21 protein-coding genes are annotated in these 23796 nt (G+C 61.9%); 5 read left to right on the top strand and 16 right to left on the bottom strand.

All coding sequences use genetic code 11. The features are described from left to right. Positions 1-314: 314 nt before the first annotated feature. From PH547_RS19250 to PH547_RS19235, 4 genes are all read left to right on the top strand, one after another. Complete coding sequence (locus PH547_RS19250) at positions 315-1652, top strand: MFS transporter (RefSeq protein ID WP_285169095.1); 1338 nt, start codon at positions 315-317, stop codon at positions 1650-1652. Between the two features lie 235 nt (positions 1653-1887). After that, complete coding sequence (locus tag PH547_RS19245; RefSeq protein WP_285169094.1) at positions 1888-2904, top strand: iron ABC transporter substrate-binding protein; 1017 nt, start codon at positions 1888-1890, stop codon at positions 2902-2904. 186 nt (positions 2905-3090) lie between these two features. Further along, positions 3091-4692 (top strand): ABC transporter permease, encoded by a 1602-nt coding sequence (locus PH547_RS19240; protein WP_285169093.1) that lies wholly within the window; start codon positions 3091-3093, stop codon positions 4690-4692. Continuing rightward, complete coding sequence (locus PH547_RS19235; RefSeq protein ID WP_285169092.1) at positions 4689-5750, top strand: ABC transporter ATP-binding protein; 1062 nt, start codon at positions 4689-4691, stop codon at positions 5748-5750. The genes PH547_RS19240 and PH547_RS19235 overlap by 4 nt, the downstream gene beginning before the upstream one ends. A gap of 101 nt (positions 5751-5851) precedes the next feature. Here PH547_RS19235 and PH547_RS19230 read toward each other — a convergent pair whose 3' ends face one another. Beyond that, a complete protein-coding gene (locus PH547_RS19230) occupies positions 5852-7240 on the bottom strand; it encodes a M20/M25/M40 family metallo-hydrolase (RefSeq protein WP_285169091.1) in 1389 nt (462 codons plus the stop codon). Between the two features lie 113 nt (positions 7241-7353). Next, positions 7354-7770 carry a MarR family winged helix-turn-helix transcriptional regulator gene (locus PH547_RS19225; RefSeq protein ID WP_104821581.1) on the bottom strand — a complete coding sequence of 139 codons (417 nt, stop codon included), beginning with the start codon at positions 7768-7770 and terminating at the stop codon, positions 7354-7356. A 447-nt stretch (positions 7771-8217) separates the two neighbouring features. Between PH547_RS19225 and polA the strand changes: the two genes are divergently transcribed. Beyond that, positions 8218-11220, top strand: coding sequence for a DNA polymerase I (gene polA / locus PH547_RS19220; protein ID WP_104821582.1), 3003 nt, complete (start codon positions 8218-8220; stop codon positions 11218-11220). 78 nt (positions 11221-11298) lie between these two features. On the opposite strand, the gene phnN is transcribed toward polA, so the two are convergent. From phnN to phnG, 14 genes are all read right to left on the bottom strand, one after another. Beyond that, positions 11299-11901 carry a phosphonate metabolism protein/1,5-bisphosphokinase (PRPP-forming) PhnN gene (gene phnN / locus PH547_RS19215; protein WP_104821583.1) on the bottom strand — a complete coding sequence of 201 codons (603 nt, stop codon included), beginning with the start codon at positions 11899-11901 and terminating at the stop codon, positions 11299-11301. Next, on the bottom strand, positions 11898-13037 hold the full coding sequence (locus tag PH547_RS19210; protein ID WP_104821584.1) for an alpha-D-ribose 1-methylphosphonate 5-triphosphate diphosphatase: 1140 nt from the start codon (positions 13035-13037) through the stop codon (positions 11898-11900). The genes phnN and PH547_RS19210 overlap by 4 nt, the downstream gene beginning before the upstream one ends. Positions 13038-13053: 16 nt before the next feature. Further along, complete coding sequence (locus PH547_RS19205) at positions 13054-13740, bottom strand: DUF1045 domain-containing protein (protein ID WP_285169090.1); 687 nt, start codon at positions 13738-13740, stop codon at positions 13054-13056. A 188-nt stretch (positions 13741-13928) separates the two neighbouring features. After that, positions 13929-15275, bottom strand: coding sequence for a phosphonate ABC transporter, permease protein PhnE (gene phnE, locus PH547_RS19200; RefSeq protein WP_104821586.1), 1347 nt, complete (start codon positions 15273-15275; stop codon positions 13929-13931). 8 nt (positions 15276-15283) lie between these two features. Beyond that, positions 15284-16264 carry a phosphonate ABC transporter, permease protein PhnE gene (gene phnE, locus PH547_RS19195; protein WP_104821587.1) on the bottom strand — a complete coding sequence of 327 codons (981 nt, stop codon included), beginning with the start codon at positions 16262-16264 and terminating at the stop codon, positions 15284-15286. Between the two features lie 80 nt (positions 16265-16344). After that, the gene (gene phnD / locus PH547_RS19190) at positions 16345-17250 is read right to left on the bottom strand and encodes a phosphonate ABC transporter substrate-binding protein (RefSeq protein ID WP_104821588.1); all 906 of its coding nucleotides are present in this window, start codon (positions 17248-17250) and stop codon (positions 16345-16347) included. Positions 17251-17342: 92 nt separating this feature from the next. Next, positions 17343-18197: a phosphonate ABC transporter ATP-binding protein gene (gene phnC, locus PH547_RS19185; protein ID WP_285169089.1), complete on the bottom strand. Its 855-nt coding sequence runs from the start codon at positions 18195-18197 to the stop codon at positions 17343-17345. Positions 18198-18503: 306 nt separating this feature from the next. After that, positions 18504-19121, bottom strand: a complete 618-nt coding sequence (locus PH547_RS19180) for a DapH/DapD/GlmU-related protein (RefSeq protein WP_285169087.1) — start codon at positions 19119-19121, stop codon at positions 18504-18506. Continuing rightward, on the bottom strand, positions 19118-19825 hold the full coding sequence (gene phnL, locus PH547_RS19175; protein ID WP_285169086.1) for a phosphonate C-P lyase system protein PhnL: 708 nt from the start codon (positions 19823-19825) through the stop codon (positions 19118-19120). Before phnL ends, PH547_RS19180 begins: the two co-directional genes overlap by 4 nt. Positions 19826-19834: 9 nt before the next feature. Further along, complete coding sequence (phnK, locus tag PH547_RS19170) at positions 19835-20611, bottom strand: phosphonate C-P lyase system protein PhnK (RefSeq protein ID WP_285169085.1); 777 nt, start codon at positions 20609-20611, stop codon at positions 19835-19837. Then, positions 20608-21504: an alpha-D-ribose 1-methylphosphonate 5-phosphate C-P-lyase PhnJ gene (locus PH547_RS19165; protein ID WP_285169084.1), complete on the bottom strand. Its 897-nt coding sequence runs from the start codon at positions 21502-21504 to the stop codon at positions 20608-20610. The genes phnK and PH547_RS19165 overlap by 4 nt, the downstream gene beginning before the upstream one ends. Further along, on the bottom strand, positions 21501-22610 hold the full coding sequence (locus PH547_RS19160; RefSeq protein WP_285169083.1) for a carbon-phosphorus lyase complex subunit: 1110 nt from the start codon (positions 22608-22610) through the stop codon (positions 21501-21503). Before PH547_RS19160 ends, PH547_RS19165 begins: the two co-directional genes overlap by 4 nt. Before the next feature lie 3 nt (positions 22611-22613). Continuing rightward, positions 22614-23243 (bottom strand): phosphonate C-P lyase system protein PhnH, encoded by a 630-nt coding sequence (phnH, locus tag PH547_RS19155; protein ID WP_104821595.1) that lies wholly within the window; start codon positions 23241-23243, stop codon positions 22614-22616. Then, positions 23240-23719: a phosphonate C-P lyase system protein PhnG gene (gene phnG / locus PH547_RS19150; RefSeq protein WP_104824942.1), complete on the bottom strand. Its 480-nt coding sequence runs from the start codon at positions 23717-23719 to the stop codon at positions 23240-23242. The genes phnH and phnG overlap by 4 nt, the downstream gene beginning before the upstream one ends. Positions 23720-23796 lie beyond the last annotated feature (77 nt).

Genomic DNA, 23796 nt, shown 5'->3' with positions numbered 1-23796 from the left:
GCAGCAAGCTTGGGTGCAATGCGGTATCGGGGCGCAACTTCCCCTATCGGGAAAATCTTGAGAAATCCAGAAGGTTTTCCAACGCACAGTTGCTTTGTTGCGGCTAATATACCGAGATCGGCGGATATGGCTACCGGCCGCAGCGCGCCGCCGTGGGATTGTGGCGGCAAAAGACGGAAATTAGGCCGGATCCAATCGCCAATTCGCGAATTATTCCATGCGCGATACTTGATAAGTTCGTAAGTTTGATAAAACATCTTACCTCGACGCGATTTCGTGGAGGAATTCGCGTCCGGAGAGGGAGGCTCCCGTATATGGCCAGCGCCACGCATGAAACATTAAATCCAACGTCTTCAGGTTTAGAACGCGATGCACGCAACATGCATGCTCGCGCCACTGTCGACCCCGGCAATATCGCCATCGGCGTGATCATCGGTCGCACGTCCGAGTTTTTCGATTTCTTCGTTTACGCCATCGCATCGGTCCTGGTTTTCCCGAAGCTGATCTTCCCCTTCGCGGATCCCTTGCAGGGCACGCTGCTTTCCTTCCTGGTTTTTTCGCTTGCCTTTATCGCCCGCCCGATCGGCTCGTTCATCTTCATGGCGATCGACCGCACCTACGGCCGCGGCGTCAAGCTGACGGTCGCGCTGTTCCTGCTCGGTGGCTCCACGGCGTCAATGAGCTTCCTGCCCGGCTATAGCGAAGTCGGCGTCTATGCGATCATCCTGCTCGCGGCCCTGCGCATCGGCCAGGGTCTAGCGCTCGGCGGCGCCTGGGATGGCCTGGCGTCGCTGCTCGCGCTCAACGCGCCCGCCGATCGCCGCGGCTGGTATGCGATGATCCCGCAGCTCGGCGCGCCGACCGGCTTCATGCTGGCGAGCGCTCTTTTCGCCTATTTCGTCACGAGCCTTTCGACGTTCGATTTCTTGGAATACGGCTGGCGCTATCCCTTCTTCTGCGCCTTCATGGTCAATGTCGTGGCTCTCTTCGCCCGGCTCCGCCTGGTCGCCACACCGGAATTCGGCGCGTTGCTGGAACGTCATGAGCTGGAGCCGGTCAAGATGACGGAGCTTCTGCGCGTGCATGGCCGCGACGTGCTGATCGGCGCTTTCGTGCCGCTGGCAAGCTTCGCGACCTTCCATCTGGTCACGGTGTTTCCGCTTGGTTGGGTGACGCTCTACAGCGCGCAATCCCCCGGTTCGTTCCTGCTGGTGGAATTCCTCGGTGCGATCTGCGGTATCGCCGCAATCGTCTGTTCCGGCCTGCTCGCCGACCGTATCGGCCGCCGCAACCAGCTTGCCCTTGGCGCTGTGTTGATCGCGGCCTTTGCTTTCGTCGCACCCTGGTTGCTCGATGGCGGTGTCACCGGTCGCCATATCTACGTGGTTGTCGGCTTCACGCTGCTCGGCCTCTCCTTCGGCCAGGCCGCCGGCGCCAGCGCCTCACGCTTCAGCCGGAACTATCGCTATAGTGGCTCGGCATTGACCTCGGACCTCTCCTGGCTGATCGGCGCCGGCTTCGCACCCTTCGTCGCGCTCGCCCTCTCCAGCCAGTTCGGCCTAGTCTATACCAGCCTCTACCTGCTCTCGGGCGTCGTCTGCACGCTCGTTGCGATCTTCTTCAGCAAAACGCTCGAGACGCGCGACAACTGATCGAAGCTTTGAAGCATCAAGAAAGCCGCGGTGTGAAAGCGCCGCGGCTTTTTCTTTGATCAGACCTTTATCTCCCGCACTTGGTCGGACCTTGTCAGGGAGCGACCCCCAAATCTTGACTCCCTTTTCAAACTTTTGTGATAAAAAAGAACGTGCTGAAACTTGAAAACGATAGTCAAGAAAAATATAGGCTACCGCACCACCGTCACGGACGGGTTTCAGCGAGAGGATGCCGATGACTTTTTCCTTTACCCATCTCACCAGCGCCTTGGCGCTTGCCGCGAGTCTTGCGCTTGCGCCGCTGACGGCCAACGCCGCCGATTCTGAAGGCATCGTCGTCTATAATGCACAGCACGAGGCGTTGACGCAGGCCTGGGCAGATGGCTTCACCAAGGAAACCGGCATCAAGGTGACGATCCGCAACGGCAGCGACATGCAGTTCGCCAACCAGATCGTCGAGGAAGGCGCTGCATCTCCTGCAGACGTGTTCCTGACCGAAAATTCTCCCGGCATGACGCTGGTCGACGCCAGCAAGCTCTTTGCACCGGTGGATGCCGATACGCTGGCGCAGGTGCCGGAAACCTTCAAGGCGGCTGATGGCGATTGGGTCGGCGTTGCCGCCCGCTCGACGGTTTTCGCCTATGACAAGACCAAGCTGAAAGAGGGCGATCTGCCGAAGTCGCTGCTCGACCTCGCCGATCCCAAGTGGAAGGGCCGTTGGGGTGCCTCGCCGGCTGGCGCCGACTTCCAGGCGATCGTCAGCGCGCTTCTTGAACTGAAGGGCGAGGACGTCACCAAGTCCTGGCTGAAGGCGCTGAAGGGAAACGCAACACCCTATAAGGGCAACAGCGTTGCCATGAAGGCCGTCAATGCCGGCGAGATCGAGGGTGCCGTGATCTATCACTATTACTGGTTCGGCGATCAGGCGAAGACGGGCGAAAACAGCAAGAACGTCGCGCTGCACTATTTCAAGAACCAGGATCCGGGCGCTTTCGTCAGCATCTCCGGCGGCGGCGTCCTCGCCTCCAGCCAGCATAAGAAGGAAGCTCAGGCGTTCCTGAAGTGGATCACAGGCAAGGGCGGCCAGGCCGTTCTGCGCGATGGCGATTCCTATGAATATGCCGTCGGCAATAGCGCTCAGTCGAACCCGAAGCTGGTGCCGCTCAGCGATCTGCAGGCGCCGAAGGTCGAGCCTTCCAAGCTGAACAGCAAGAAGGTGACCGATCTCATGACCGAAGCCGGGTTGATCTAACGCATAACCCCGAAAACTGCGAAGCGGTTTTCGGAAAGGCTTATGCGTCAATGAAGGGTAGCCCCTTGCATCCGGTCCGCATGCCCTGCTAGGGGCATGCGGATGGCCATTCGGCCATTTCGATCCCGGCAATCGCCTTTAGTGGCGATTGCTTTCCTATTTCAGGGCGTGAAAGGCAGCTAAGACTTGCTGCAGAAGAACACATATGCCGCGCCGGCCGCTCAGGCCGCTGCCCTGCGATTACCTCCGTTGACCGCTGCGTCCGGTGGCCGTGTCCCGCACGCTTCCGTCATCGCCCTTGCATCCGTCGTCGCCCTTCTGAGCCTCGTGCCGCTAGGCTTCATTGTCTGGATCACGGTCGACACCGGCTGGAGCGACGCCATTGCGCTCATTTTCCGCAGTCGCGTCGGCGAATTGCTGACCAATACAGTCCTTCTCGAAGTCTGCACCATCCCGCTCTGCATCGCGCTTGCCGTCACGCTCGCCTGGCTGACCGAGCGGACGAATATCCCGGGTTCCCGCATCTGGTCCTGGCTGGCGGTCGCGCCGCTTGCGGTGCCCGCCTTCGTGCACAGCTACGCCTGGGTCAGCCTCTTGCCGGGCATGCGCGGGCTCTGGAGCGGCGTGCTGGTTTCCGTGCTCGCCTATTATCCTTTCCTCTATCTGCCGGTAGCTGCACAGTTGCGCCGCCTCGATCCGGCGATCGAGGATGCCGCGGCCTCGCTCGGCCTCGGTCCCTGGCGCGTCTTCTTCCGGGCGATCCTGCCGCAGCTTCGCCTCGCCATCTGCGGCGGCTCGCTGTTGATCGGCCTGCATTTGCTGGCGGAATACGGTCTCTACGTGATGATCCGCTTCGACACTTTTTCGACGGCGATCGTCGATCAGTTCCAGTCCGCCTATAACAGCCCGGCCGCCAACATGCTCGGCGGCGTTCTCGTCTTCTGCTGTCTGCTGCTGCTCGGCATCGAGGTGTTGGTGCGCGGCAATGAGCGCTACGCCCGTGTCGGCTCCGGTGCGGCCCGCCCGGCGGATAGTCGCCGTCTCGGCTGGTTCGTCATCCCTGCCATCGCGCTGCCCTTGGCAGCGGCCGTGCTGACGCTCGGCGTGCCTTTCGTGACGCTGGCGCGCTGGCTCTATCTCGGCGGCGCCGGCATCTGGCGGATGGATACGGTCGGCTCGGCCTTGCTGCAGACGATCGCGCTTGCCGTTGCAGGCGGCGTGCTGGCCACCATTGCCGCTATTCCCATGGCCTGGCTCTCGGTACGCGCGCCCGGCCGGCTGCAGCGCATCCTCGAAGCCTGCCACTATTACGTCGGCTCGTTGCCGGGCGTCGTGGTCGCCCTGGCGCTGGTGTCGATCACCGTGCGGCTGATACTGCCGCTCTATCAGACCTTTGCGACACTGCTGCTCGCCTATGTCCTGCTGTTCCTGCCGCGCGCCATGGTGGGCTTGCGCTCCAGCATCGCCCAGGCGCCGGTCGAGCTCGAACGCGCCGCCATGGCGTTGGGGCGCACGCCGGGCCAAGCCGTGCGGCAGATCACCATGCGGCTTGCCGCTCCCGGTTTCGCGGCGAGCGTGGCGCTTGCGGCTCTCGGCATTACCAACGAATTGACGGCGACGCTGATGCTGTCGCCCAACGGCACGGAGACGCTGGCGACGAAGTTCTGGTCGCTCACCAGCGAGATCGATTATGTCTCCGCCGCGCCCTATGCCTTCATGATGGTAGTGCTGTCGCTGCCGCTCACCCTTCTTCTCTATGCGCAATCCAAGCGGACGGCCGGACAATGACCTTTCTGGCGATCAAGAATATCAGCAAGCACTATGGCCCGGTGCACGCGCTTGACAATATCGACCTCACGGTCGCCGCCGGCAGCCGCACCGCCGTCGTCGGCCCTTCCGGTTCCGGCAAGACGACGCTGCTGCGCATCATCGCCGGCTTCGAGACTCCGGATGCCGGCCAGGTAGTGCTGGAAGATCATCTGCTGGCGAATGGGCCAGCCGTCGTGCCTGCCCACCGCCGCGGCATCGGCATCGTTTCGCAAGACGGCGCATTGTTTCCGCATTTAAGCGTGGCGGACAATATCGGCTTCGGGATGGAGCGCGGGCTGGCCGATCGCGCCGAACAGATCAACGCGCTGATCGATATGGTGGAACTCGATCGCGGCATGCTCGATCGCCGCCCGCACCAGCTCTCCGGCGGCCAGCAGCAGCGCGTGGCGCTTGCCCGCGCGCTCGGCCGCAAGCCCAGGCTGATGTTGCTGGACGAGCCCTTTTCCGCGCTCGACACGGGCCTGCGAGAAAACATGCGCAAGGCCGTTGCCCGCGTGTTGCAGAACGCCGGTATCACCACGATCCTGGTAACGCACGACCAGGCTGAAGCGCTCTCCTTCGCCGATCAGGTGGCCGTGCTGCGCGAGGGTAAATTAGTGCAGGCCGGAACGCCGCAAACGCTCTATCTCAATCCCTGCGACCGCGAGACGGCCACTTTCCTTGGAGACGCCATCCTGCTGCCGGCCGAACTGGGCGATGGCTTTGCTGATTGCGCGCTCGGCCGCATCCCGACCGACGCAAACGGCCGCCGGGGCCGGGCGGAAATCATGCTGCGCCCCGAGCAATTGCGGTTCAATGCGATCGATGGCGAAACTTCCGGTGCCCTATGCGCGGGCGAGGTCATCGACGTCGAATTCGGCGGCGCGGTCTGCACGGTGACGCTTGCCCTTGCCAATGCCGCAGGCGCCGCGCCGCTCACCATCAAAAGCTCCAGCGTCGGCCTGCCGGAGATCGGCAGCACTGTCCATGTCAGCGTGCTCGGCAAGGCGCATGCCTTCGACGTGGTCGGCAGATAGCCTCTTTCCGGTTGAACCGACGATGCTGCTGGAGCAGCCGTTGGGGTTGGAACCTTCTCCCCGAGAGGAGAAGGTGAGAGGCACCATCACCGCTTATTAGCTCAAGCCGCAAGCGCATCCAGGATGCGGATCCAGGAGCGGATGCCCTTGTGGTAGGATCTCAGCTCGTATTTCTCGTTCGGCGAATGGATGCGATCGTCGGCGAGGCCGAAGCCGACCAGCAGGGATTCCATGCCGAGCATCTTCTGGAAATCCCCGACGATCGGGATCGATCCGCCCATTCCGATAACGATAGCCGGCTTCGGCCACTCGTTGGAAAGAGCATTCTTCGCCTTGGTCAGCACCGGCGAATCGTAGGAGAGTTGGATTGCCGGCGAGGCGCCATGCTCGTGGAATTCCACCGAGCAATCGGCCGGAACCTTCGAGCGCACGTAAGCGCGGAAACTCTCGCGGATTGCTTCCGGGTTCTGCTGCCCTACGAGGCGGAACGAAACTTTCGCCGACGCCTTGGCGGCGATGACGGTCTTGAAGCCGGCGCCGGTATAGCCGCCGGTGATGCCGTTGACCTCAGCCGTCGGCCGTGCCCAGGTGAGTTCCATCACCGAACGGCCCTTTTCGCCCGAGGGAATAGAGAGGCCGACTTCGCCGAGGAATTTTTCTGTCGTCATGCCGAGCGTTTCCCAAGAAGCCTTGATATTGCCCGGCGTCTCCTCGACGCCGTCATAGAAGCCGTCGAGCGTGATACGGCCGGTCTCGTCATGCAGGCCGGCGAGAATATCGGCGAGGATATGGATCGGATTGGCGGCCGCGCCGCCGAACATGCCGGAATGCAGGTCGCGATCGGCAGCATTGATGATGATTTCTTCACCGACGAGGCCGCGCAAGCCGGCCGAGATTGCCGGCGTATCGCCGTCCCACATGCCGGTGTCGCAGACCAGCGCATAGTCCGCCTTTAACTCGGCGGCATTGGCTTCGAGGAAAGGCTTCAGCGACGGTGAGCCGGATTCCTCTTCACCTTCGAACAGGATGCTGATGCGGACCGGAAGCGCACCCTTGATTTCCTTGTAGGCCCGGACCGCTTCGACAAAGGTCATCAACTGACCCTTGTCGTCGGAGGTGCCGCGGCCGGTCAGGATCTTGCGGCCAGTGCCCACATCCTTGATGGCTGGCGCGAAAGGATCGCTCTCCCAAAGCTCAATCGGATCGACCGGCTGCACGTCGTAATGGCCGTAGAACAGCACATGCGGCGCATCGGCATTTGCTGCGTCGTGATGGGCGACGACCATCGGATGGCCGGGTGTGTCGCGCACGGAGGCGGTAAAGCCGAGCGAGGTCAGGTAGGCGACCAGCCATTCCGCCGCCTTGCGGCATTCCGCCTTGAAGGCCGGATCGGTCGAGATGGATTTGATGCGCAGCAGTTCGAACAGATTGTCGAGGCTGGACGGAAGGTTCTGGTCCGCACGGTCGAGAACGGGCGATACATCGGTCATATCCGACTCCTTACGTGGAAATTGGCCGGACGATAGACCAAAGCCGGCCCGGTTTCGAGGCAGGAAAATCGAAAACTTCCGAATGCCCGATCAATTGAACGAGAGAGACAGAGCTAGAGTTGCTTGGCGTTCTCCAGGATGCGCCGGACATATTCGAGCAGCAGTTCGCGCTCGAAGCTGCGGAAGCCGCGGAACAGTTCCTTGTCCGCCGCCATCGCCGCCTCGACGGCTTCCGTCTGCATGGCAGTGGCCTTGCCGGTCAGGAAGACCAGTTGCGCGCGTTTGTCGGATGGATGCGGCCGGCGTTCCACCAGCCCGTCGCGTTCCATGCGCGACAGGGTGTTGGCCATCGTCGCCTGTTCGATGTCGACGCGCTCCAGCAATTGTTTCTGCGTCAGCCCGTCTTCGGACCATAATTCGAGCAGGATCGGAAATTGGCCGGGCGAAAAGCCAAGCCCCGCCGCCCGTTGTTGCAACGAGCGGGCAAATCCCTTCGCCATCTGATTGGCAAGGTAGGCCGCAGATTCCATCCGATTAAATCCCATGATTGCAAGTATGCCCGTATTTTGGAGCAAAACAATCATCAAATCTTGGGTGAAATACGTCTAAGGCAAGCCAAATTCGGGTTATATTTTGCGGTTTGTTTTGCTGGCTATGTTAATGGATTCTAATAGAAAAGCCGCCATGGCCTGGAGGGAGGACCATGGCGGCTTCAGAAGGGGGACAAAGGCCCGGAGAGGGGGATAGGCCTTTGTCCAAGTCTGACATGGCGGGGGACAGGCCGGTTGCCAGACCCTCGGCGTAATCAATCGCCGGTGAGTATGAAATGAGGCTGCAAATATGGTTTTTCAAGGGAATCCGCAGATTAGATTGATTAAAAATTGGTAACGTTTCGGTGAGAGATTTCGCCCTTTCTGCACATCGCCAGATGGAACTTTATATGGACGTTGGAGGTGCGCCACGCTATCCATGCTTCCATGAAAAAAGGTGATCATCTCTTCCTCGTCGACGGCTCCGGTTTCATTTTCCGGGCCTTTCATGCCCTGCCGCCGCTGACGCGCAAATCCGATGGATTGCCGGTCGGCGCCGTCTCCGGTTTCTGCAACATGCTATGGAAGCTGTTGACCTCGGCGCGCGACACCTCGGTCGGCGTCACGCCGACGCATTTTGCGGTCATCTTCGACTACTCCTCGAAGACATTCCGCAAGGATATCTATGATGCCTATAAGGCAAACCGCTCAGCGCCGCCGGAAGAGCTGATCCCGCAATTCGGGCTCATCCGCGAGGCGACGCGCGCCTTCAACCTGCCTTGCATCGAGACCGACGGCTTCGAGGCCGACGACATCATCGCCACCTATGCCCGCCAGGCCGAGGCGATCGGCGCCGATGTCACCATCATCTCCTCCGACAAGGATCTGATGCAGCTCGTCACTCCCATGGTCCATATGTATGACAGCATGAAGGACAAGCAGATCGGCATCCCCGATGTCGTCGAGAAGTGGGGCGTGCCGCCGGAAAAGATGATCGACCTGCAGGCCCTGACCGGCGACTCCGTCGACAATGTGCCCGGCATTCCCGGCATCGGCCCGAAGACGGCGGCGCAGCTTCTGGAGGAGTTCGGCGATCTCGATACGCTGCTCGCCCGCGCCGGAGAGATCAAGCAGCAGAAGCGCCGCGAAAACATCATCGCCAATGCCGAGCTCGCCCGGATTTCCCGGCAGTTGGTGACGTTGAGGACCGATGTGCCGCTGGAGCTGCCGCTCGATGCGTTGGTGCTCGAGCCGCAGAACGGCCCGAAATTGGTCGGCTTCCTGAAGACGATGGAATTCACCTCGCTGACGCGTCGCGTTGCCGATGCCTGCAATTGCGATGCTGCTGCGATCGAACCATCCGAGGTCAAGGTCGAATGGGGCGATACCGCCCATGGCCCCGACCTGGATGTCAGCGAAAATGTCGATCTCGTTGCCGGCAGCGAGGTCGCGGCCGAGGGTGCCTCCGTGCCTGCGCCGGTCGTCAAGTCGCGCATGGCGTCGGAGAGCGCCGCGGAGCCGGCCGAACTCGCCAAGGCGCGGGCGGCAAGCTTTGCCACCGCGCCGATCGATCACTCGACATATGTCACCATCCGCGACGTGACCGCGCTTGATCGGTGGATCGCGGACGCGCGCGAAACCGGCATCGTCGCCTTCGATACGGAGACGACCTCGCTCGATGCCATGCAGGCCGAAATCGTCGGTTTTTCGCTGGCGATCGCCGATAACCGGAACGATCCCTCCGGCGCGATCATCCGCGCCGCCTACGTGCCGCTCGGGCACAAGAATGGCGTCGGCGATCTGCTCGGCGGCGGGCTGGTGGACAATCAGATCCCGCTGCGCGATGCCCTTCCGCGATTGAAGGACCTGCTTGAAGACACTTCCGTCCTCAAGATCGCGCAGAACCTGAAATACGACTACCTGCTGATGAAGCGCTATGGCATCGAGCTCAAGGCCTTCGACGACACGATGCTTTTGTCCTATGTGCTTGATGGCGGCGCCAATGCCACGCACGGCATGGACAGCCTGTCGGAGCGTTGGCTCGGCCACAAGCCGATCGCCTACAAGGATGTCGCCGGCAGCGGCAAATCCAACGTCACCTTCGATCTCGTCGATATCGACCGCGCCACGGCTTACGCTGCCGAGGATGCCGATGTGACACTGCGGCTCTGGCTGGTGCTGAAGCCGCGGTTGGCAGCGGAAAAGCTGACGAGCGTCTATGAGCGCTTGGAGCGGCCGCTGTTGCCGGTTCTCGCCCACATGGAAGAACGCGGCATCACCATCGACCGGCAGATCCTGTCGCGCCTCTCCGGCGAGCTGGCGCAGGGCGCCGCAGCCCTTGAGGATGAAATTTACACGCTGGCCGGCGAGCGCTTCAACATTGGCTCGCCGAAGCAGCTCGGCGATATTCTCTTCGGCAAGATGGGCCTTGCCGGCGGCAACAAGACCAAGACCGGGCAATGGTCGACCTCGGCGCAAGTGCTGGAAGACCTGGCGGCCGCCGGCTTCGAGCTGCCGCGCAAGATCGTCGACTGGCGCCAGCTCACCAAGCTGAAATCGACCTATACCGATGCGTTGCCGGGCTATGTCCACCCCGAGACCAAACGGGTCCACACCTCCTATTCGCTGGCCTCGACCACGACCGGACGCTTGTCCTCCTCGGAGCCGAACCTACAGAACATCCCGGTTCGCACGGCTGAGGGCCGCAAGATCCGCACGGCTTTCATTTCGACGCCGGGCCATAAGCTGATCTCCGCCGACTACAGCCAGATCGAACTGCGTGTGCTGGCGCATGTCGCTAATATCCCGCAGCTCGAACAGGCCTTCGCCGACGGCGTCGATATTCACGCCATGACGGCATCGGAAATGTTCAGCGTGCCGATCGAGGGCATGCCGAGCGAAGTGCGCCGCCGCGCCAAGGCGATCAATTTCGGCATCATCTACGGCATTTCCGCTTTCGGTCTCGCCAATCAATTGTCGATCGAGCGCTCGGAAGCCGGCGATTACATCAAGCGGTATTTCGAGCGTTTCCCCGGTATCCGCGACTATATGGAAAGCACCAAGCAGGCCGCGCGCGACAAGGGCTATGTCGAGACCATCTTCGGCCGCCGCGTGCATTTTCCGGAAATCCGCTCCTCCAATCCGTCCGTGCGTGCCTTCAATGAGCGTGCCTCGATCAACGCGCCGATCCAGGGCTCCGCCGCCGACGTCATCCGCCGCGCCATGATCAAGATGGAGCCGGCGCTTGCGGCAGCCGGCCTCGCCGATCGCGTGCGCATGCTGCTGCAGGTGCACGACGAACTGATCTTCGAAGTCGAAGACGCCGATGTCGAGCGCTCGACGCCGATCATTGTCTCGGTGATGGAAAATGCCGCCATGCCGGCGGTGGATATGTCCGTGCCGCTGAAGGTGGACGCCCGCGCCGCCAACAATTGGGATGAAGCCCATTGAGCCGCGGGCGCAGCAGGAGGCGGTGAGAGATCCGCGATTTGGTGTGCAAAAAAATGCGTCAGGCGGAACACCGGCCGCTTACTTCCCAATCAGCGCTTCCAGCACGGCAATGATAGCGCGTTCGGCCTCGTCGAGCGTGCCGCTATTGTCGATATCAGCGACGTCGTAGCTGCCGTTGACGGTGAGCGAGCTACGTTCCAGCCGCTTCAGCACATCCTCGCGGCTTTCGCGACCGCGTGCCATCAGCCGCTCTGCCAATACCTCGCGCCGCGCCGTGACATTGATGACTTTCAATTGCGGAAAGGCGGTCTGGAAGCGGTCGAGCACCGAACGCGAGCCGTTGGCGATGACGAGATGGCCGCGGGCAAGCTCCTCCCTGACCGCGGCCGGAATTCCGTATTTCAGCCCATGCGCTTCCCAGGAGACGGCGAAGGCGCCGGCGCGCTCCATGGCGTCGAAATCGGCGTCCGAGACGCTTTTGTGATCCTCGTTGCCGGCATCGCTTTCCCGGGTGATGACGCGGCGGACGAAATGAACATCCGGCCGGCCGGCAAAATGCCGGGCGGCAAGATTCATCAGCGTATCCTTGCCGGCCCCACTCGGTCCGACCACCACGGCCATGATGCCGACGGTATCGGCCGATAGGCCGTTAGCCGGCTTTATGTGGGCCTCGACCGTCATGCGACACGCCGTCCTTCTCGCCAGACCGAGCGCGTCACCGGCACACCATGATCGCGACGGACGCGCACGAGATCGGCGCGCAGGCCCTCGGCGATGCGGCCACGGTCGTTCAGGCTGACGGTCTTTGCGGGGGTTGCGGTCACCATGGCGATCGCCCGCGGCAGCGAAATGCTCTCCACCTCGTCGGCGAGGATGAAGGGAGCATGCAGCAGGCTGAGCGGCACATAATCGGAGGACAGAACGTCGAGGACTCCGAGTTCGGCGAGATCGCGGGCGGCGATATTGCCGGAATGCGACTTGCCACGAACGATGTTAGGCGCGCCCATCAGCACGCTCATGCCCGCGCCGTGCGACGCCTTGGCGGCGTCGATGCTGGTCGGGAATTCCGCAAGGCGAACGCCATAATTGATGGCTTCGTCAACATGGGCGAGCGTCGCATCGTCATGGCTGGCGATGGTGATGCCGCGCTCGGCGCAGACCTTGGAGATGGCGTCGCGATGTGGGGTCGCGTATTTGGCCGATTCTTCCTGGCGCTTGGCGACGAAACGGGCAAAGGCCTCGTCGCTCAAGCCGCGCTTCTTCTGATAGTAGAAGATGTATTGATCCATGGTCTGGAACTGGCGCTGGCCGGGCGCGTGATCCATCAGCGAGACCAGGCGAACATAAGGATCTTTCTCGAAGTCCTGGAAGTGATCGAGGACGTTGTCGGCGGAGACTTCGCAACGCAGGTGGATCAGGTGTTCGGCGCGCAGCCGATCTTCGCGCTCTGCCGCCTGGATCGCGTCGGCCATGTCGCGCATCTCGCCGCGCTCGAAACCGCCGTCTTCATCCGAGCCCATGCGCAAGCAGTCGAATACTGTGGTGATGCCGGAGGTGACGATCTGGGCGTCATGCGCCTGGATGGCGGCCGTCTTGTTCCAGCGCACGCCGGGGCGCGGCGAATAATGGGCTTCCAGATGGTCCGTGTGCAGTTCGACCAGGCCGGGGATCAGGTAATCGCCCTCGAAATCCTCGCCGATAGCGGACTTACCTTCGGAAATGCCGGCAATGCGACCGTCACGGATCAGCACGGAGCCTTCGACGATCTTGTCTTCGAGGACGATGCGGGCGTTGGAAAGGACGGTTTCTTTGGTCATGTCAGGTCTTTCGCTATTAGGCGCCGGAAAGCGGCAGCCAGGAACGGACGGTAAAGGGAGCGCCGCGCTCTTCTTCGATAAAGACGGCGAGGCCGGAAACGTGAAGCGCTTTGCCGATATGGTCGGCGAAGCGCGCGCGCAGGACGTCGTGCATGTCGGCTTGACGTTCGGTGGGGACGCGCCCCGTCAACGTCATATGGAAGCGGAACTCGTCATTGACGTAGGGATAGCCCCAGCGCAACAGATTGGCGCGCTGCGGTTCCGTCAGGCCTTCCGGCTTGCGCCGGGCTATGTCGTGATCCGAAAGCGGCGCACGGAACGGTTCGAAAGCCTTGACCACGCGCGAGGCAAAATCCTGCAGCGGCTGGTAAAGCGAGCCGGGCACGAGCGCGAAGAAATGACCGAGCTGGCCCAAGACCAACTCTGGAATGGTGAAAGCCTTGGTCTGTGAGGCAAATTCTGTGGCGACATCGAGAAGATCGCGCTCGGTCACCGAGCCGGCAAGCTCGAAAGGTGCCTTCAGCGTGGCGTGAAAGCCGTAGCGGCGCGGATCGGCGGTCAGCTCGGCATGGTCTTCCGACACGGGACCCATGGCCTTGTCCGAGAAAATCTCATCGGAAAATGCATCGCGGCCCAGCCAGAGAGCGGCAAGCGCGGTCAACGGATCGTCTTTGGGCGGCGTGAAATAGAGAGCATAGCGCAAGGCTGCATTCCTTGGAAAAATCGGCTGCGCGAGACACTGTTGGGTGATTTGCGACAAACCGCAAGAGCAGCAAGGCAGCAGCGGTTCGAATCCGGCTAAAGCGGGTTCGAGCAATGTTGTCTTGCCGACCTGCGCTACCGGATTCCCGTGACAAAATGATGATGCGCCACGATTTTTCTGAAGGCTTCTTACCGGTTCTGCGTCCCCATCAGGCGTGAGCGCAGCGCGTTGGAACCGGCATCGAACAGGAAGACGACGATCAGGATCAGCAGCACCATATAGGCGACGTTTTCCCAATTGGCGTTGGTGCGCATGGCTTCCCAAAGTTTGAGGCCGATGCCGCCGGCGCCGACTGCGCCGATGATGGTGGCGCCGCGCACATTCGATTCCCATTGATAGAGCGTCTGGCTGACGATGACGGGAACGATCTGCGGCATGATACCGTAGCGATGCACGAGAACCGTCGAGGAGCCCGTCGATTTGACGCCTTCGCGCGGCTTGTTGTCGATGTTCTCCAGCCCTTCGGAGTAGAGCTTGCCCAGCGTGCCGGTCTCCGTCAGGAAGATCGCACCGCTGCCGGCAAGCGGGCCGGGGCCGAAGGCGCGGGTCAGGAACAACGCCCAGATCAGCATGTCGACCGAACGCAGGAAGTCGAAGAAGCGCTTCAATATCTGATTGACCAGGCGGCTCGGCGTGATGTTGCGGGCCGCAAGGAAGGAGAGCGGGAAGGCGGCGAGCGATCCCAGCAGCGTGCCGAGGAAGGCCATGACGATGGTCTGGAACAGCTTGGTCCAGACGTCCCCATGCTGCCAGGCGCCATTGTTCCAAATGTTGTCGAAGGCCAGCGAGAGATTGGATTGCGCCGGGTCGAGGCGCGGCCCGGAGACGATCAGGCCGATCACTTCGCTTGCCGGCTTGTCGAAGAAAGGCGAGTGCGTGTCGAAGACAAAATTCGCCCAGCCGAGGAAACGCTTGCGGATCTTCACGCGGTCGGTGGAAATGCTGACGTCGCCGGCAAAGCCCATATTGGCGAGGATGTTATCGTCATAGACCGTGATCCACGACGGCGGCGGTTCCGAGCCGAGGAGCTTCGGCGCGTCGCCGGTGAAGTCGATCGGAACGGTGACGCCATGCGCGGTCAGGATCGCTTGCGTCTTCGTCACCGTTACGCTGCGGCCGGTGCCGCTGACCGAGATCGTCAGGCTGCCGTCGGGATTGTTCGTCACCCAATCTGGGTGCGGATTATCGCCGAGCGGCGAAAAACGCGGATATTTGACGCTGATCTTGTCGCCTGAAACGTGGAATTCCGGCTGCACGTCGTAGCTGATCCATTCGCTGAGATAGATGCCGACGCGTTCCCAATGCGCCTCAGCGATGATCTTCGGCAGGTCGAAGAACCAGACGGCGTAGATGCCGTAAAGGATCACGCCGAGAAAGATCATCAGCGCGCCGAAGCGCTGGCGGAATGATCGGTGCAGGATCTCCGGATAGCGTGCTTCGATTTCCTGCATGCGACCGGCGTCGATGACGGACATGGGCAACCTCAGTGTTGCAGAAGGAAGGCATGTTCGCCGACGAGACGGCGACGGAGCCATGCGGAAAATTGGTCGACGGCAACGATCGTCACGAAAAGCAGCAGCACGAGCGCTACCGTCTTGGCGCCGAAGCCGCGCGAGATCGAAAGCTTCAGCTCCTCGCCGATGCCGCCGCCGCCGACGGCGCCGATGATGGTGGAGGCTCGGACATTGATCTCCAGGCGCAGCAGCACATAGGACATGAAATTCGGCAGAACCTGCGGCAGCGCGGCGAAGCGAACGCGCTCCGTCCAGCTCGCGCCGACCGCCCTCATGCCCTCGTCGGGCTTCATGTCGATATTCTCGATCACTTCGTAGAACAGCTTGCCGAGTGCCCCGATCGTATGCAGGCCGACGGCGATGATGGCAGCGATCGGGCCGATCGACAGGATCGCCGAAAACAGGCCGGCGATGACGATTTCGGGAAAGGCGCGCAGCAATTCCATGAAGCGTTTGGTCACCAGACGAACCGGATGCGACGGCGACATGTTGCGCGCGGCAAAGAAGCTGAGGGGCAGGGCGACGACGAAGCCGATGATGGTGGAAACCAGCGCCACGTTGATCGTGATGATCATCAGCTCGAAATATTCAGGAATATAGAAGTTGCCCCAGACATAGACGCGGCCGTTCGGAAAATTGAACTCCTCGCCGCCGACGCCGTTTGCGCCATTGGGGCTCGGCAAGTCGAAGAGCGCGCGATAAACGTCGGCCCAATCCTTGGGGATGAGCCAGCTCAGGAAATCGAAAAGATGCGGCAGGCGATCGAAGAAGTGGCCGGCATTGCTCTCGTCGGCAAAGCGCACGGAGCTGACGAAGGCGATGATCAGGATCAGCAGGCCGATGCCGGTATAAAGGCGGCGGCGCGCCACCATCCTGCTCCAGGCGTCGCCGATATCCTTGGCGCCCTGGGGAGCGCCTTGCGTCTGTAGCTGAGTATCGGCAATCGTCATGAATGTCCTGCCCTTGATGTCCTGCCCTTGTGATAGGAAAAGGGCGGCCGTCGCCGGCCGCCCTGCAGTCTGGATAGGGATTAGCCGCCGATGGCAGCCTTGCGAACTTCGACAACGGCCTTGTAGAAGTCCGGGTTCACCTTGACGTAGCCCTTGAAGTCACCGCCTTCGATCGCCGAGAAGCACTTGGCATCGGTGGTCGGGAGCTTCAGGAAGAAGTCGGTCAGCTTGGCCTGCCATTCGGTGCCGAGGGCGTTGCGAACGACGAGCGGGCCGTTCGGGATCAGCGGCGAACGCCAGACTTCGACGAGCTTGTTCGGATCGACGGCGCCCTTGTCGACTTCCTTGTGGAAGGTGCCCGAGGTGTAGCCGTCCTTGAAATCGCCAAGGCCCGAAGAGTCGTCAACGGCAACATCGACCTTGCCGTCATAGGCGGCGAGCAGGTTGTTCTCGTGACCGCCGTTGAACTGGGTCGAAGCGAAGAACTTGTCGTTCGGCATGCCGGTGGTCTTCGGAATCTGCGTCAGCGGAACGAGATAGCCCGAAGTGGAGTCCGGATCGGCGTAGCCGAGCTTCTTGCCCTTGGCGTCGGCGATCGTCTTGATGCCGGAGGACTTCAGAGCGAGACCGATCGAGTAATAGCCGGTCGAGCCGTCCGTCTGCTGCGTGGTCAGGATCGGGGTAACGGCCTTCGGGTCCTTGATGTAGGTGGCTGCATAGCCGGAAGAGCCGAGTTCGGCGAAGTCGAGCGTGCCGCCGAGCAGGCCCTGGATAACGCCGTCATAGTCGGCAGCCGGGAACAGCGATACCTTCTCGAAACCGAACTCCTTCTTCAGGTGGTCGGAGAGGCAGGCGTAGTTGCGCAGGCGGTCGGCTTCGTTTTCGCCACCGAGAATACCAACGCGGAATTCCTTGATGTCCTGAGCGGCAGCGCCGCCAGCGAGCGCGAGAAGCGCCGTGGCTGCGAGAAGGGTCTTCTTCAACATGGGTTCGTCTCCTGATTAACCGGTGTCCCCGGATGTCTTCGGTCTAGAAGAAATGCGCCCTTGACGCGGGCCTTCGATCGCGGCCGTCTCGCTCAGAGACCGGCCAGTGCCAGCGGTTGCGGGCCGGCGGATGCGTTTGCCGCGGCTTGCGCGGGCTGATCGGAAAGATTGATGGCGGTCGACGTCATCGTCTCGTCGATACCGGCGCCATCCTTGTCGGTGCCGTAGATTTCCTTGACCGCCGCGGCCGTCAGCTCTGATGGCTTGCCGTCGAAGACGACGCGGCCGGCCGCCATGCCGACGATGCGTTCGCAATAATTGCGCGCCGTATCCAGCGTGTGCAGGTTGGTGATGACGGTGATGCCCTCACGCTCGTTGATGTCGCGCAGCGCATCCATGACGATCTTGGCGTTCAGCGGATCGAGCGAGGCGATCGGCTCGTCGGCAAGCATCATTTTCGGCTGCTGCATTAGGGCGCGGGCGATGGCGACGCGCTGCTGCTGGCCACCCGACAGCGTGCCGGCCATCTGCAATGCCGTCTGCTCGATGCCGAGGCGCTCGAGAGCCGCAATAGCTTGGATGCGCTCTTCGCGGCTGAAGATGGAAAGCAGGCTCAGCGTGGTCGAGCGCTGGTTCAGCCGCCCGAGCATGACGTTGGTGAGAACGTCGAGGCGGGGAACCAGGTTGAACTGCTGGAAGATCATGGCGCAATCGCGCTGCCAGTTGCGCAACGCCCGGCCGCGCAGCTTGGAGACTTCAGTGCCGGCGAAATGGATGGAGCCGGAGCTCGGATCGGCAAGACGGTTGATCATGCGCAGCAGCGTGGATTTGCCGGCGCCCGAGCGGCCGATGATGCCGACCATCTGTCCTTGCGGAATGTCCAACGTCACGGAATCGACAGCGAGCTTGTTTCCGAACCGGCGCGAGACATTCTTCAGCTCGAACATGAGGCTTTCCTTTCGCGGCTGCCCGGCTCCGCCGCAACAAACGTTGACGTCTGGGCCGCGGAAATCTGTTGGACGAGCGCATAATCCTTCGCTTCGAAGAAGCCTTCGACGCTGCCATGCGCTGAGCATGAGCAACGCATTAGTCCCGGTTCATGAACCTCCAATGTCAGATTTGTGTAACTGCTGTTACAATTCCCCCCTGTTTGCGCCCTTCCGTAACGGCAACGCAAAAGCCCGAAAACCGGGGAGATTTTCGGGCTTCGAAGAGGATTTGCGGGTGGATTGCGCGAGGACCGCGCAGTGGCGTCATGCGCCGTAGCGGATCAGGAAAACTTCGGCCGAAAGGGCGCGGAAATCGGCAAGCGCGGTTCGCAATGTGGCATGATCCCAATCCCACCAGGCAAGCTTGTCCATGCGTTCGCCGACAGCTTCGGTGAAGCGTTGGCGGATGAGCTTGGCCGGCACGCCGCCGACGATCGTATAGGGGGCGACATCCTTGGAGACAACAGCGCCGGCGCCGATGACCGCACCGTTGCCGACAGTGACGCCCGGCAGGATGGTGGCGCCATGGCCGATCCAGACGTCATGGCCGATGACGACGCGATTGTCGCGCCGCCAGGTGAAGAATTCCGTCTCCATATCGGCATCCGGCCAATAGTCGGCGGCGCGATAGGTGAAGTGATGCAGCGTCGCCCGCCAGGTCGGATGGTTGGTGGCATTGATGCGCACCGCCGCGGCAATGTTGACGAATTTGCCGATGGTGGCGCACCAGACCGCGCCATCCTGCATGATGTAGGAGTAATCGCCGATCTCCGTTTCGTCGATGCGGCAGCGGTCCGAGACTTCGGTGTAGCGGCCGAGCGTCGAGTTGCTGACGCTCGCCGAGGGGCTGATGAAAGGCGTTTCGCCCAATTTGCGGCTCATGCGGCGGACTTTCTGGGCGAAAATTGCGACACGTCGAGAATGCGGCTGCCGACGGCCTCGCGCACTTCCTCGTCATGGAAGATGCCGAGGAGTGCGACGCCGGCCTTTTTCTTCTGTTCGATCATGTCGACCACGACGGCACGGTTTCTCGCGTCGAGAGAGGCGGTCGGCTCGTCGAGCAGCAAAATGGCGTGATCGGTGATGAAGCCGCGGGCGATATTGACGCGCTGTTGTTCGCCGCCGGAGAAGGTGGCGGGCGGCAATTGCCAAAGCTCTTCCGGAAGGTTGAGCTGCGAAAGCAGGTTGCCCGCCCTTTCGCGAGCGGTCTCGGCACTTTCGCCTCGCGCCAACAGCGGCTCGGCAACGACGTCGATGGCAGCAACGCGCGGCACGGTGCGCAGGAACTGGCTGACATAGCCCATGGTATGGCGGCGAACTTCCAGCACGGTGCGGGGATCAGCGGCGGCGAGATCGATGATCCTTTCCCGATGCGTCACCAGGATCTGGCCGCTATCGACGGCGTAGTTGCCGTAGATCATCTTCAAAAGCGAGCTCTTGCCGATGCCGGAAGGGCCGCCGAGCACCACGCATTCGCCCGATGCGACGGAGAAGGAGACATCGGCGACGACCGGCAGGCGGATGCCATCGCGCAGGTGCATGGTGAAGCTCTTGAAGACTTCGGAAACGACGAGGGGGGTTGCCATGGTTTTTCCTCAAACCTGCAGGATCGAAGAGACGAGCAGTTGCGTATATGGCTCGCGCGGATCGTCGAGCACGCGGTCGGTGAGACCATGTTCGATCACGACGCCGTCCTTCATGACCATCATGCGGTGCGAGAGCAGCCGGGCGACGGCGAGGTCGTGCGTGACGATGATGGCCGATAGGCCGAGATCGTTGACGAGACCGCGGACGAGATCGAGCAGGCGGGCCTGCACGGACACGTCGAGGCCGCCGGTCGGCTCGTCCATGAAGACCAGGCGAGGACCGGTCACCAGATTGCGGGCGATCTGCAGGCGCTGGCGCATGCCGCCTGAGAAGGCGCGCGGCTGATCGTCGATGCGGTCGGCGTCGATCTCCACACGTTCCAGCCAATCGATCGCCGTGTTGCGGATATTGCCGTAATGCCGGTTGCCGATCGCCATCAGCCGCTCGCCGACATTGGCGCCGGCCGAAACCGTCATGCGCAGGCCGTCGGCGGGGTTCTGATGGACGAAACCCCAGTCGGTGCGCATCAGGAGGCGCCGCTCGGCTTCGTTCATGCGGAAGAGATCGCGATAGGTCTCGTCGCGCATATGATATTCGACGCTGCCGGTGGTCGGCAGCAACCGGGTCGAAATGCAATTGAGCAACGTCGTCTTGCCGGAGCCGGATTCGCCGACGATCGCCAGCACTTCACCGGGCCAGAGGTCGAACGACACATTGCGGCAACCGATGCGGCTGCCGTAGAATTTCGAGATGTCCTTGACCTTGAGGAGTGGCGTGTCGCTCATTCGGCGGCCTCCTGGTTGGAAGCCAGCCCATTGGCCGCCAGCATGGGGCCGGCATGGCCATGGGCGCGGCGGTCTTCGCAGAAATCGGTGTCGGAGCAGACGAACATCCGCCCGCCCTTGTCGTCGAGGATCACTTCGTCGAGATAGACCTGCTCGGCGCCGCAGAGCGCACAAGGCTTGTCGAAACGCTGCACTTCGAAGGGATGATCCTCGAAATCGAGGCTGACGACTTCGGTGTAGGGCGGTACGGCATAGATGCGCTTCTCGCGGCCGGCGCCGAAGAGCTGCAGCGCATCCGACATATGCATTTTCGGATTGTCGAATTTCGGCGTCGGCGATGGGTCCATCACGTAGCGGCCGGCGACCTTGACCGGATAGGCGTAGGTCGTGGCGATGCGACCGTTGCGGGCGATGTCCTCATAGAGCTTCACATGCATGAGACCGTACTCTTCGAGCGCATGCATCTTGCGCGTCTCGGTCTCGCGCGGCTCCAGGTAGCGCAGCGGTTCGGGGATCGGCACCTGGTAGACCAGCACCTGATTGGGCTCGAGCTTGCCTTCCGGGATGCGGTGGCGTGTCTGGATGATGGTCGCCTCGTCCGTGCGGGTGGTGACGGCGACATTGGCGACCTTCTGGAAGAAGGCTCGGATAGAGACGGCGTTGGTCGTGTCGTCGGCGCCCTGGTCGATGACCTTGAGGACATCATCCGGCCCGATGATCGCGGCAGTCAACTGGACGCCGCCAGTGCCCCATCCATAGGGCATCGGCATTTCGCGTGAGGCGAAGGGTACCTGATAGCCGGGAATGGCGATTGCCTTCAGGATGGCGCGGCGGATCATCCGCTTGGTCTGTTCGTCGAGATAGGCGAAATTATAGGTGGCAAGTTCGGTCATTCGGCTGCCTCCGTCAGGGGATCCTTGCCGCCGTCGCGGGCGGCTTCGAAGTCGCGGCGCATGCGGCGCACCAGGTCGAGTTCGGCCTGGAAGTCGACATAGTGCGGCAGCTTCAGATGTTCGACGAAGCCGGTCGCCTGCACGTTGTCGGAATGGGAAATGACGAATTCCTCGTCCTGGGCGGGTGCGACGATATCTTCGCCGAGTTCATCGGCACGCAGCGCCCGGTCGACCAGTGACATCGCCATGGCCTTGCGTTCGCTTTGGCCGAAGACGAGGCCGTAGCCGCGGGTAAATTGCGGTGGCGCCTTGGCCGATCCCTTGAACTGGTTGACCATCTGGCATTCGGTAACCTGGATGCTACCCAGCGAGACGGCGAAACCGAGTTCCGGCACGTCCAGTTCGACCTCCACTTCACCGATGCGGATTTCGCCGGTGAAGGGGTGGGTACGGCCATAGCCGCGCTGGGTCGAATAGCCGAGCGCCAGCAGGAAACCTTCGTCGCCGCGCGCAAGCGCCTGCAGGCGCAGATCGCGGGTCATCGGGAATTCCATCGGCTCGCGCGTCAGGTCGCCGGTCTCGTGGTCGATCGGCATTTCACCGTCGCCCTCGATCAGTCCTTCCTGGCTCAAAATTTCCGAGACGCGCATCACACGGCCTTCTTCCGCCGGCCGTTGCATCGGCTCGTCCACGGGCGCATCGGTGAGCAGGCTCGGGTCGAGCAGGCGATGGGTATAGTCGAAGGTGGGGCCGAGAAGCTGGCCGCCCGGCAGGTCCTTGTAGGTGGCGGAGATGCGGCGCTCGATCTTCATCGCTGACGTATCTAGCGGCTGGGAATAGCCGAAGCGCGGCAGCGTGGTGCGGTAGGCGCGTAGCAGGAAGATCGCTTCGATCATATCGCCGCGCGCCTGGCGAACCGCAAGGGCTGCCAGCGTGCGGTCGTAAAGCGAGGCTTCCGCCATGACGCGGTCGACGGCGAGCGCCAATTGCGCCACGATCTGGTCGATGCCGATGGCCGGCAGCGAACGGTCGCCGCGACGACGATCGGCGAGCAGCCGGTGAGCATTGGCGATGGCGGCTTCGCCGCCTTTAACGGCAACATACATGCGTCACATCTCCGTCGCGATGATCTTGGTGGTGCGCGGCAGGCAAAGGAATTGCCGTCCCGCCGTCAGAACGAGATCGACGCCGCGCGGAAAAAGCGCGCGATTGTCGTTCCAGATGCGCAGGAACGTATCGGGCAGGCCGATCGGAGCGATCATGCGGATACCGGCAATGCCGGGGCCTGAGAGCGCGAGTTCCTTGCCGCCCTCAAGGGCTGCGATTTCGAGCAGCAGTGTCGTCGATCTGTCGGGATATTCCTGAGTGCCGACGGCGAATTGGTTGAGGGAAGCGAGCGCCATGCCGGCCTCGATAAAGGCAAAGCGCGCCTCGATCCTGTCGAATGCCACCGCTGCGCCGGTATGGAAGCTCAGCCATTCCGGCGCGGCCGACTTGGCGAGACTGGACGATAGCCACACCGGCGTATCATGATCGCAAAGCGTGAGGCCGATTGCGCCGGCAGCAAAGCCGAGGGGAGCGGGCGTAGCGATATCGGAGGTGATCGTCTGGATGATGCCAGGCCGCGCCATGGCATCCATCATCATCTTGAAGACGCTCTGCGCGTCGAACACCGGATCGGCGAAACCGCCGGTCAACGCATCGTTGCCGCGCGTCGTAGAGGTGGTGGAAAGGCTCATTTGTCTTCTCCGCGGACCATGGTGAAGAAATCAACGCGGGTGGCTGCCGTTTCCTCGGCGCGTTTGCGGTCATATTCGGCAATCCGATCGGTGACCGGCAGCAGGATGGCTTTCTCGACGAATTCCTTGGTGGCCGTTTGATGCCAGAGCGCGTCAAAGATCGCCGCGAGCCGCACCTTCTCGCGGTCGGTGCCGAGCGCATGCGCGTGGCCGATCGTACCCGAGGCGAGCTTGACGGTGGCGCGCGTCACAGTGACCTCGCCGAGATTGAAGGGCGAACCGCCGCCGCCGATGCGGCCGCGCACCATGACGAGCCCGGTTTCCGGTCCTCGTACGGGCTGAACCACGGGTTTGTTGGATAATGCTTCCCAGGCCGCGTCTAGCTCTTCGCGTTCGGCCCGCGCCAAAAGATCGGCGGCGCGCTTGCGTTCCCGGCGCTCCTGCGCTGCCGCCTCTTGCCTCTGTGCTGAATTCATCGCGTCATCCTCAAAATGTCTATTGATATAGACAACCATACAAGGTAGTTTTATATTTATTGGCGAGACGTGACAAG

It is taken from the genome of Rhizobium cerradonense, from assembly GCF_030182455.1.
Lineage (GTDB): Bacteria > Pseudomonadota > Alphaproteobacteria > Rhizobiales > Rhizobiaceae > Rhizobium.
The sequence above is the reverse complement of the archived record's forward strand: the minus strand, read 5'-3'. Positions and strand labels throughout refer to the sequence as shown.

Coding starts and splice junctions, on each gene's coding strand:
- PH547_RS19250 (WP_285169095.1), top strand. CDS start 315: ATGGCCAGCGCCACGCATGAAACATTAAATCCAACGTCTTCAGGTTTA.
- PH547_RS19245 (WP_285169094.1), top strand. CDS start 1,888: ATGACTTTTTCCTTTACCCATCTCACCAGCGCCTTGGCGCTTGCCGCG.
- PH547_RS19235 (WP_285169092.1), top strand. CDS start 4,689: ATGACCTTTCTGGCGATCAAGAATATCAGCAAGCACTATGGCCCGGTG.
- PH547_RS19230 (WP_285169091.1), bottom strand. CDS start 7,240: ATGACCGATGTATCGCCCGTTCTCGACCGTGCGGACCAGAACCTTCCG.
- PH547_RS19225 (WP_104821581.1), bottom strand. CDS start 7,770: ATGGAATCTGCGGCCTACCTTGCCAATCAGATGGCGAAGGGATTTGCC.
- polA (WP_104821582.1), top strand. CDS start 8,218: ATGAAAAAAGGTGATCATCTCTTCCTCGTCGACGGCTCCGGTTTCATT.
- phnN (WP_104821583.1), bottom strand. CDS start 11,901: ATGACGGTCGAGGCCCACATAAAGCCGGCTAACGGCCTATCGGCCGAT.
- PH547_RS19210 (WP_104821584.1), bottom strand. CDS start 13,037: ATGACCAAAGAAACCGTCCTTTCCAACGCCCGCATCGTCCTCGAAGAC.
- phnE (WP_104821586.1), bottom strand. CDS start 15,275: ATGTCCGTCATCGACGCCGGTCGCATGCAGGAAATCGAAGCACGCTAT.
- phnE (WP_104821587.1), bottom strand. CDS start 16,264: ATGACGATTGCCGATACTCAGCTACAGACGCAAGGCGCTCCCCAGGGC.
- phnD (WP_104821588.1), bottom strand. CDS start 17,250: ATGTTGAAGAAGACCCTTCTCGCAGCCACGGCGCTTCTCGCGCTCGCT.
- phnC (WP_285169089.1), bottom strand. CDS start 18,197: ATGTTCGAGCTGAAGAATGTCTCGCGCCGGTTCGGAAACAAGCTCGCT.
- PH547_RS19180 (WP_285169087.1), bottom strand. CDS start 19,121: ATGAGCCGCAAATTGGGCGAAACGCCTTTCATCAGCCCCTCGGCGAGC.
- phnL (WP_285169086.1), bottom strand. CDS start 19,825: ATGGCAACCCCCCTCGTCGTTTCCGAAGTCTTCAAGAGCTTCACCATG.
- phnK (WP_285169085.1), bottom strand. CDS start 20,611: ATGAGCGACACGCCACTCCTCAAGGTCAAGGACATCTCGAAATTCTAC.
- PH547_RS19165 (WP_285169084.1), bottom strand. CDS start 21,504: ATGACCGAACTTGCCACCTATAATTTCGCCTATCTCGACGAACAGACC.
- PH547_RS19160 (WP_285169083.1), bottom strand. CDS start 22,610: ATGTATGTTGCCGTTAAAGGCGGCGAAGCCGCCATCGCCAATGCTCAC.
- phnH (WP_104821595.1), bottom strand. CDS start 23,243: ATGAGCCTTTCCACCACCTCTACGACGCGCGGCAACGATGCGTTGACC.
- phnG (WP_104824942.1), bottom strand. CDS start 23,719: ATGAATTCAGCACAGAGGCAAGAGGCGGCAGCGCAGGAGCGCCGGGAA.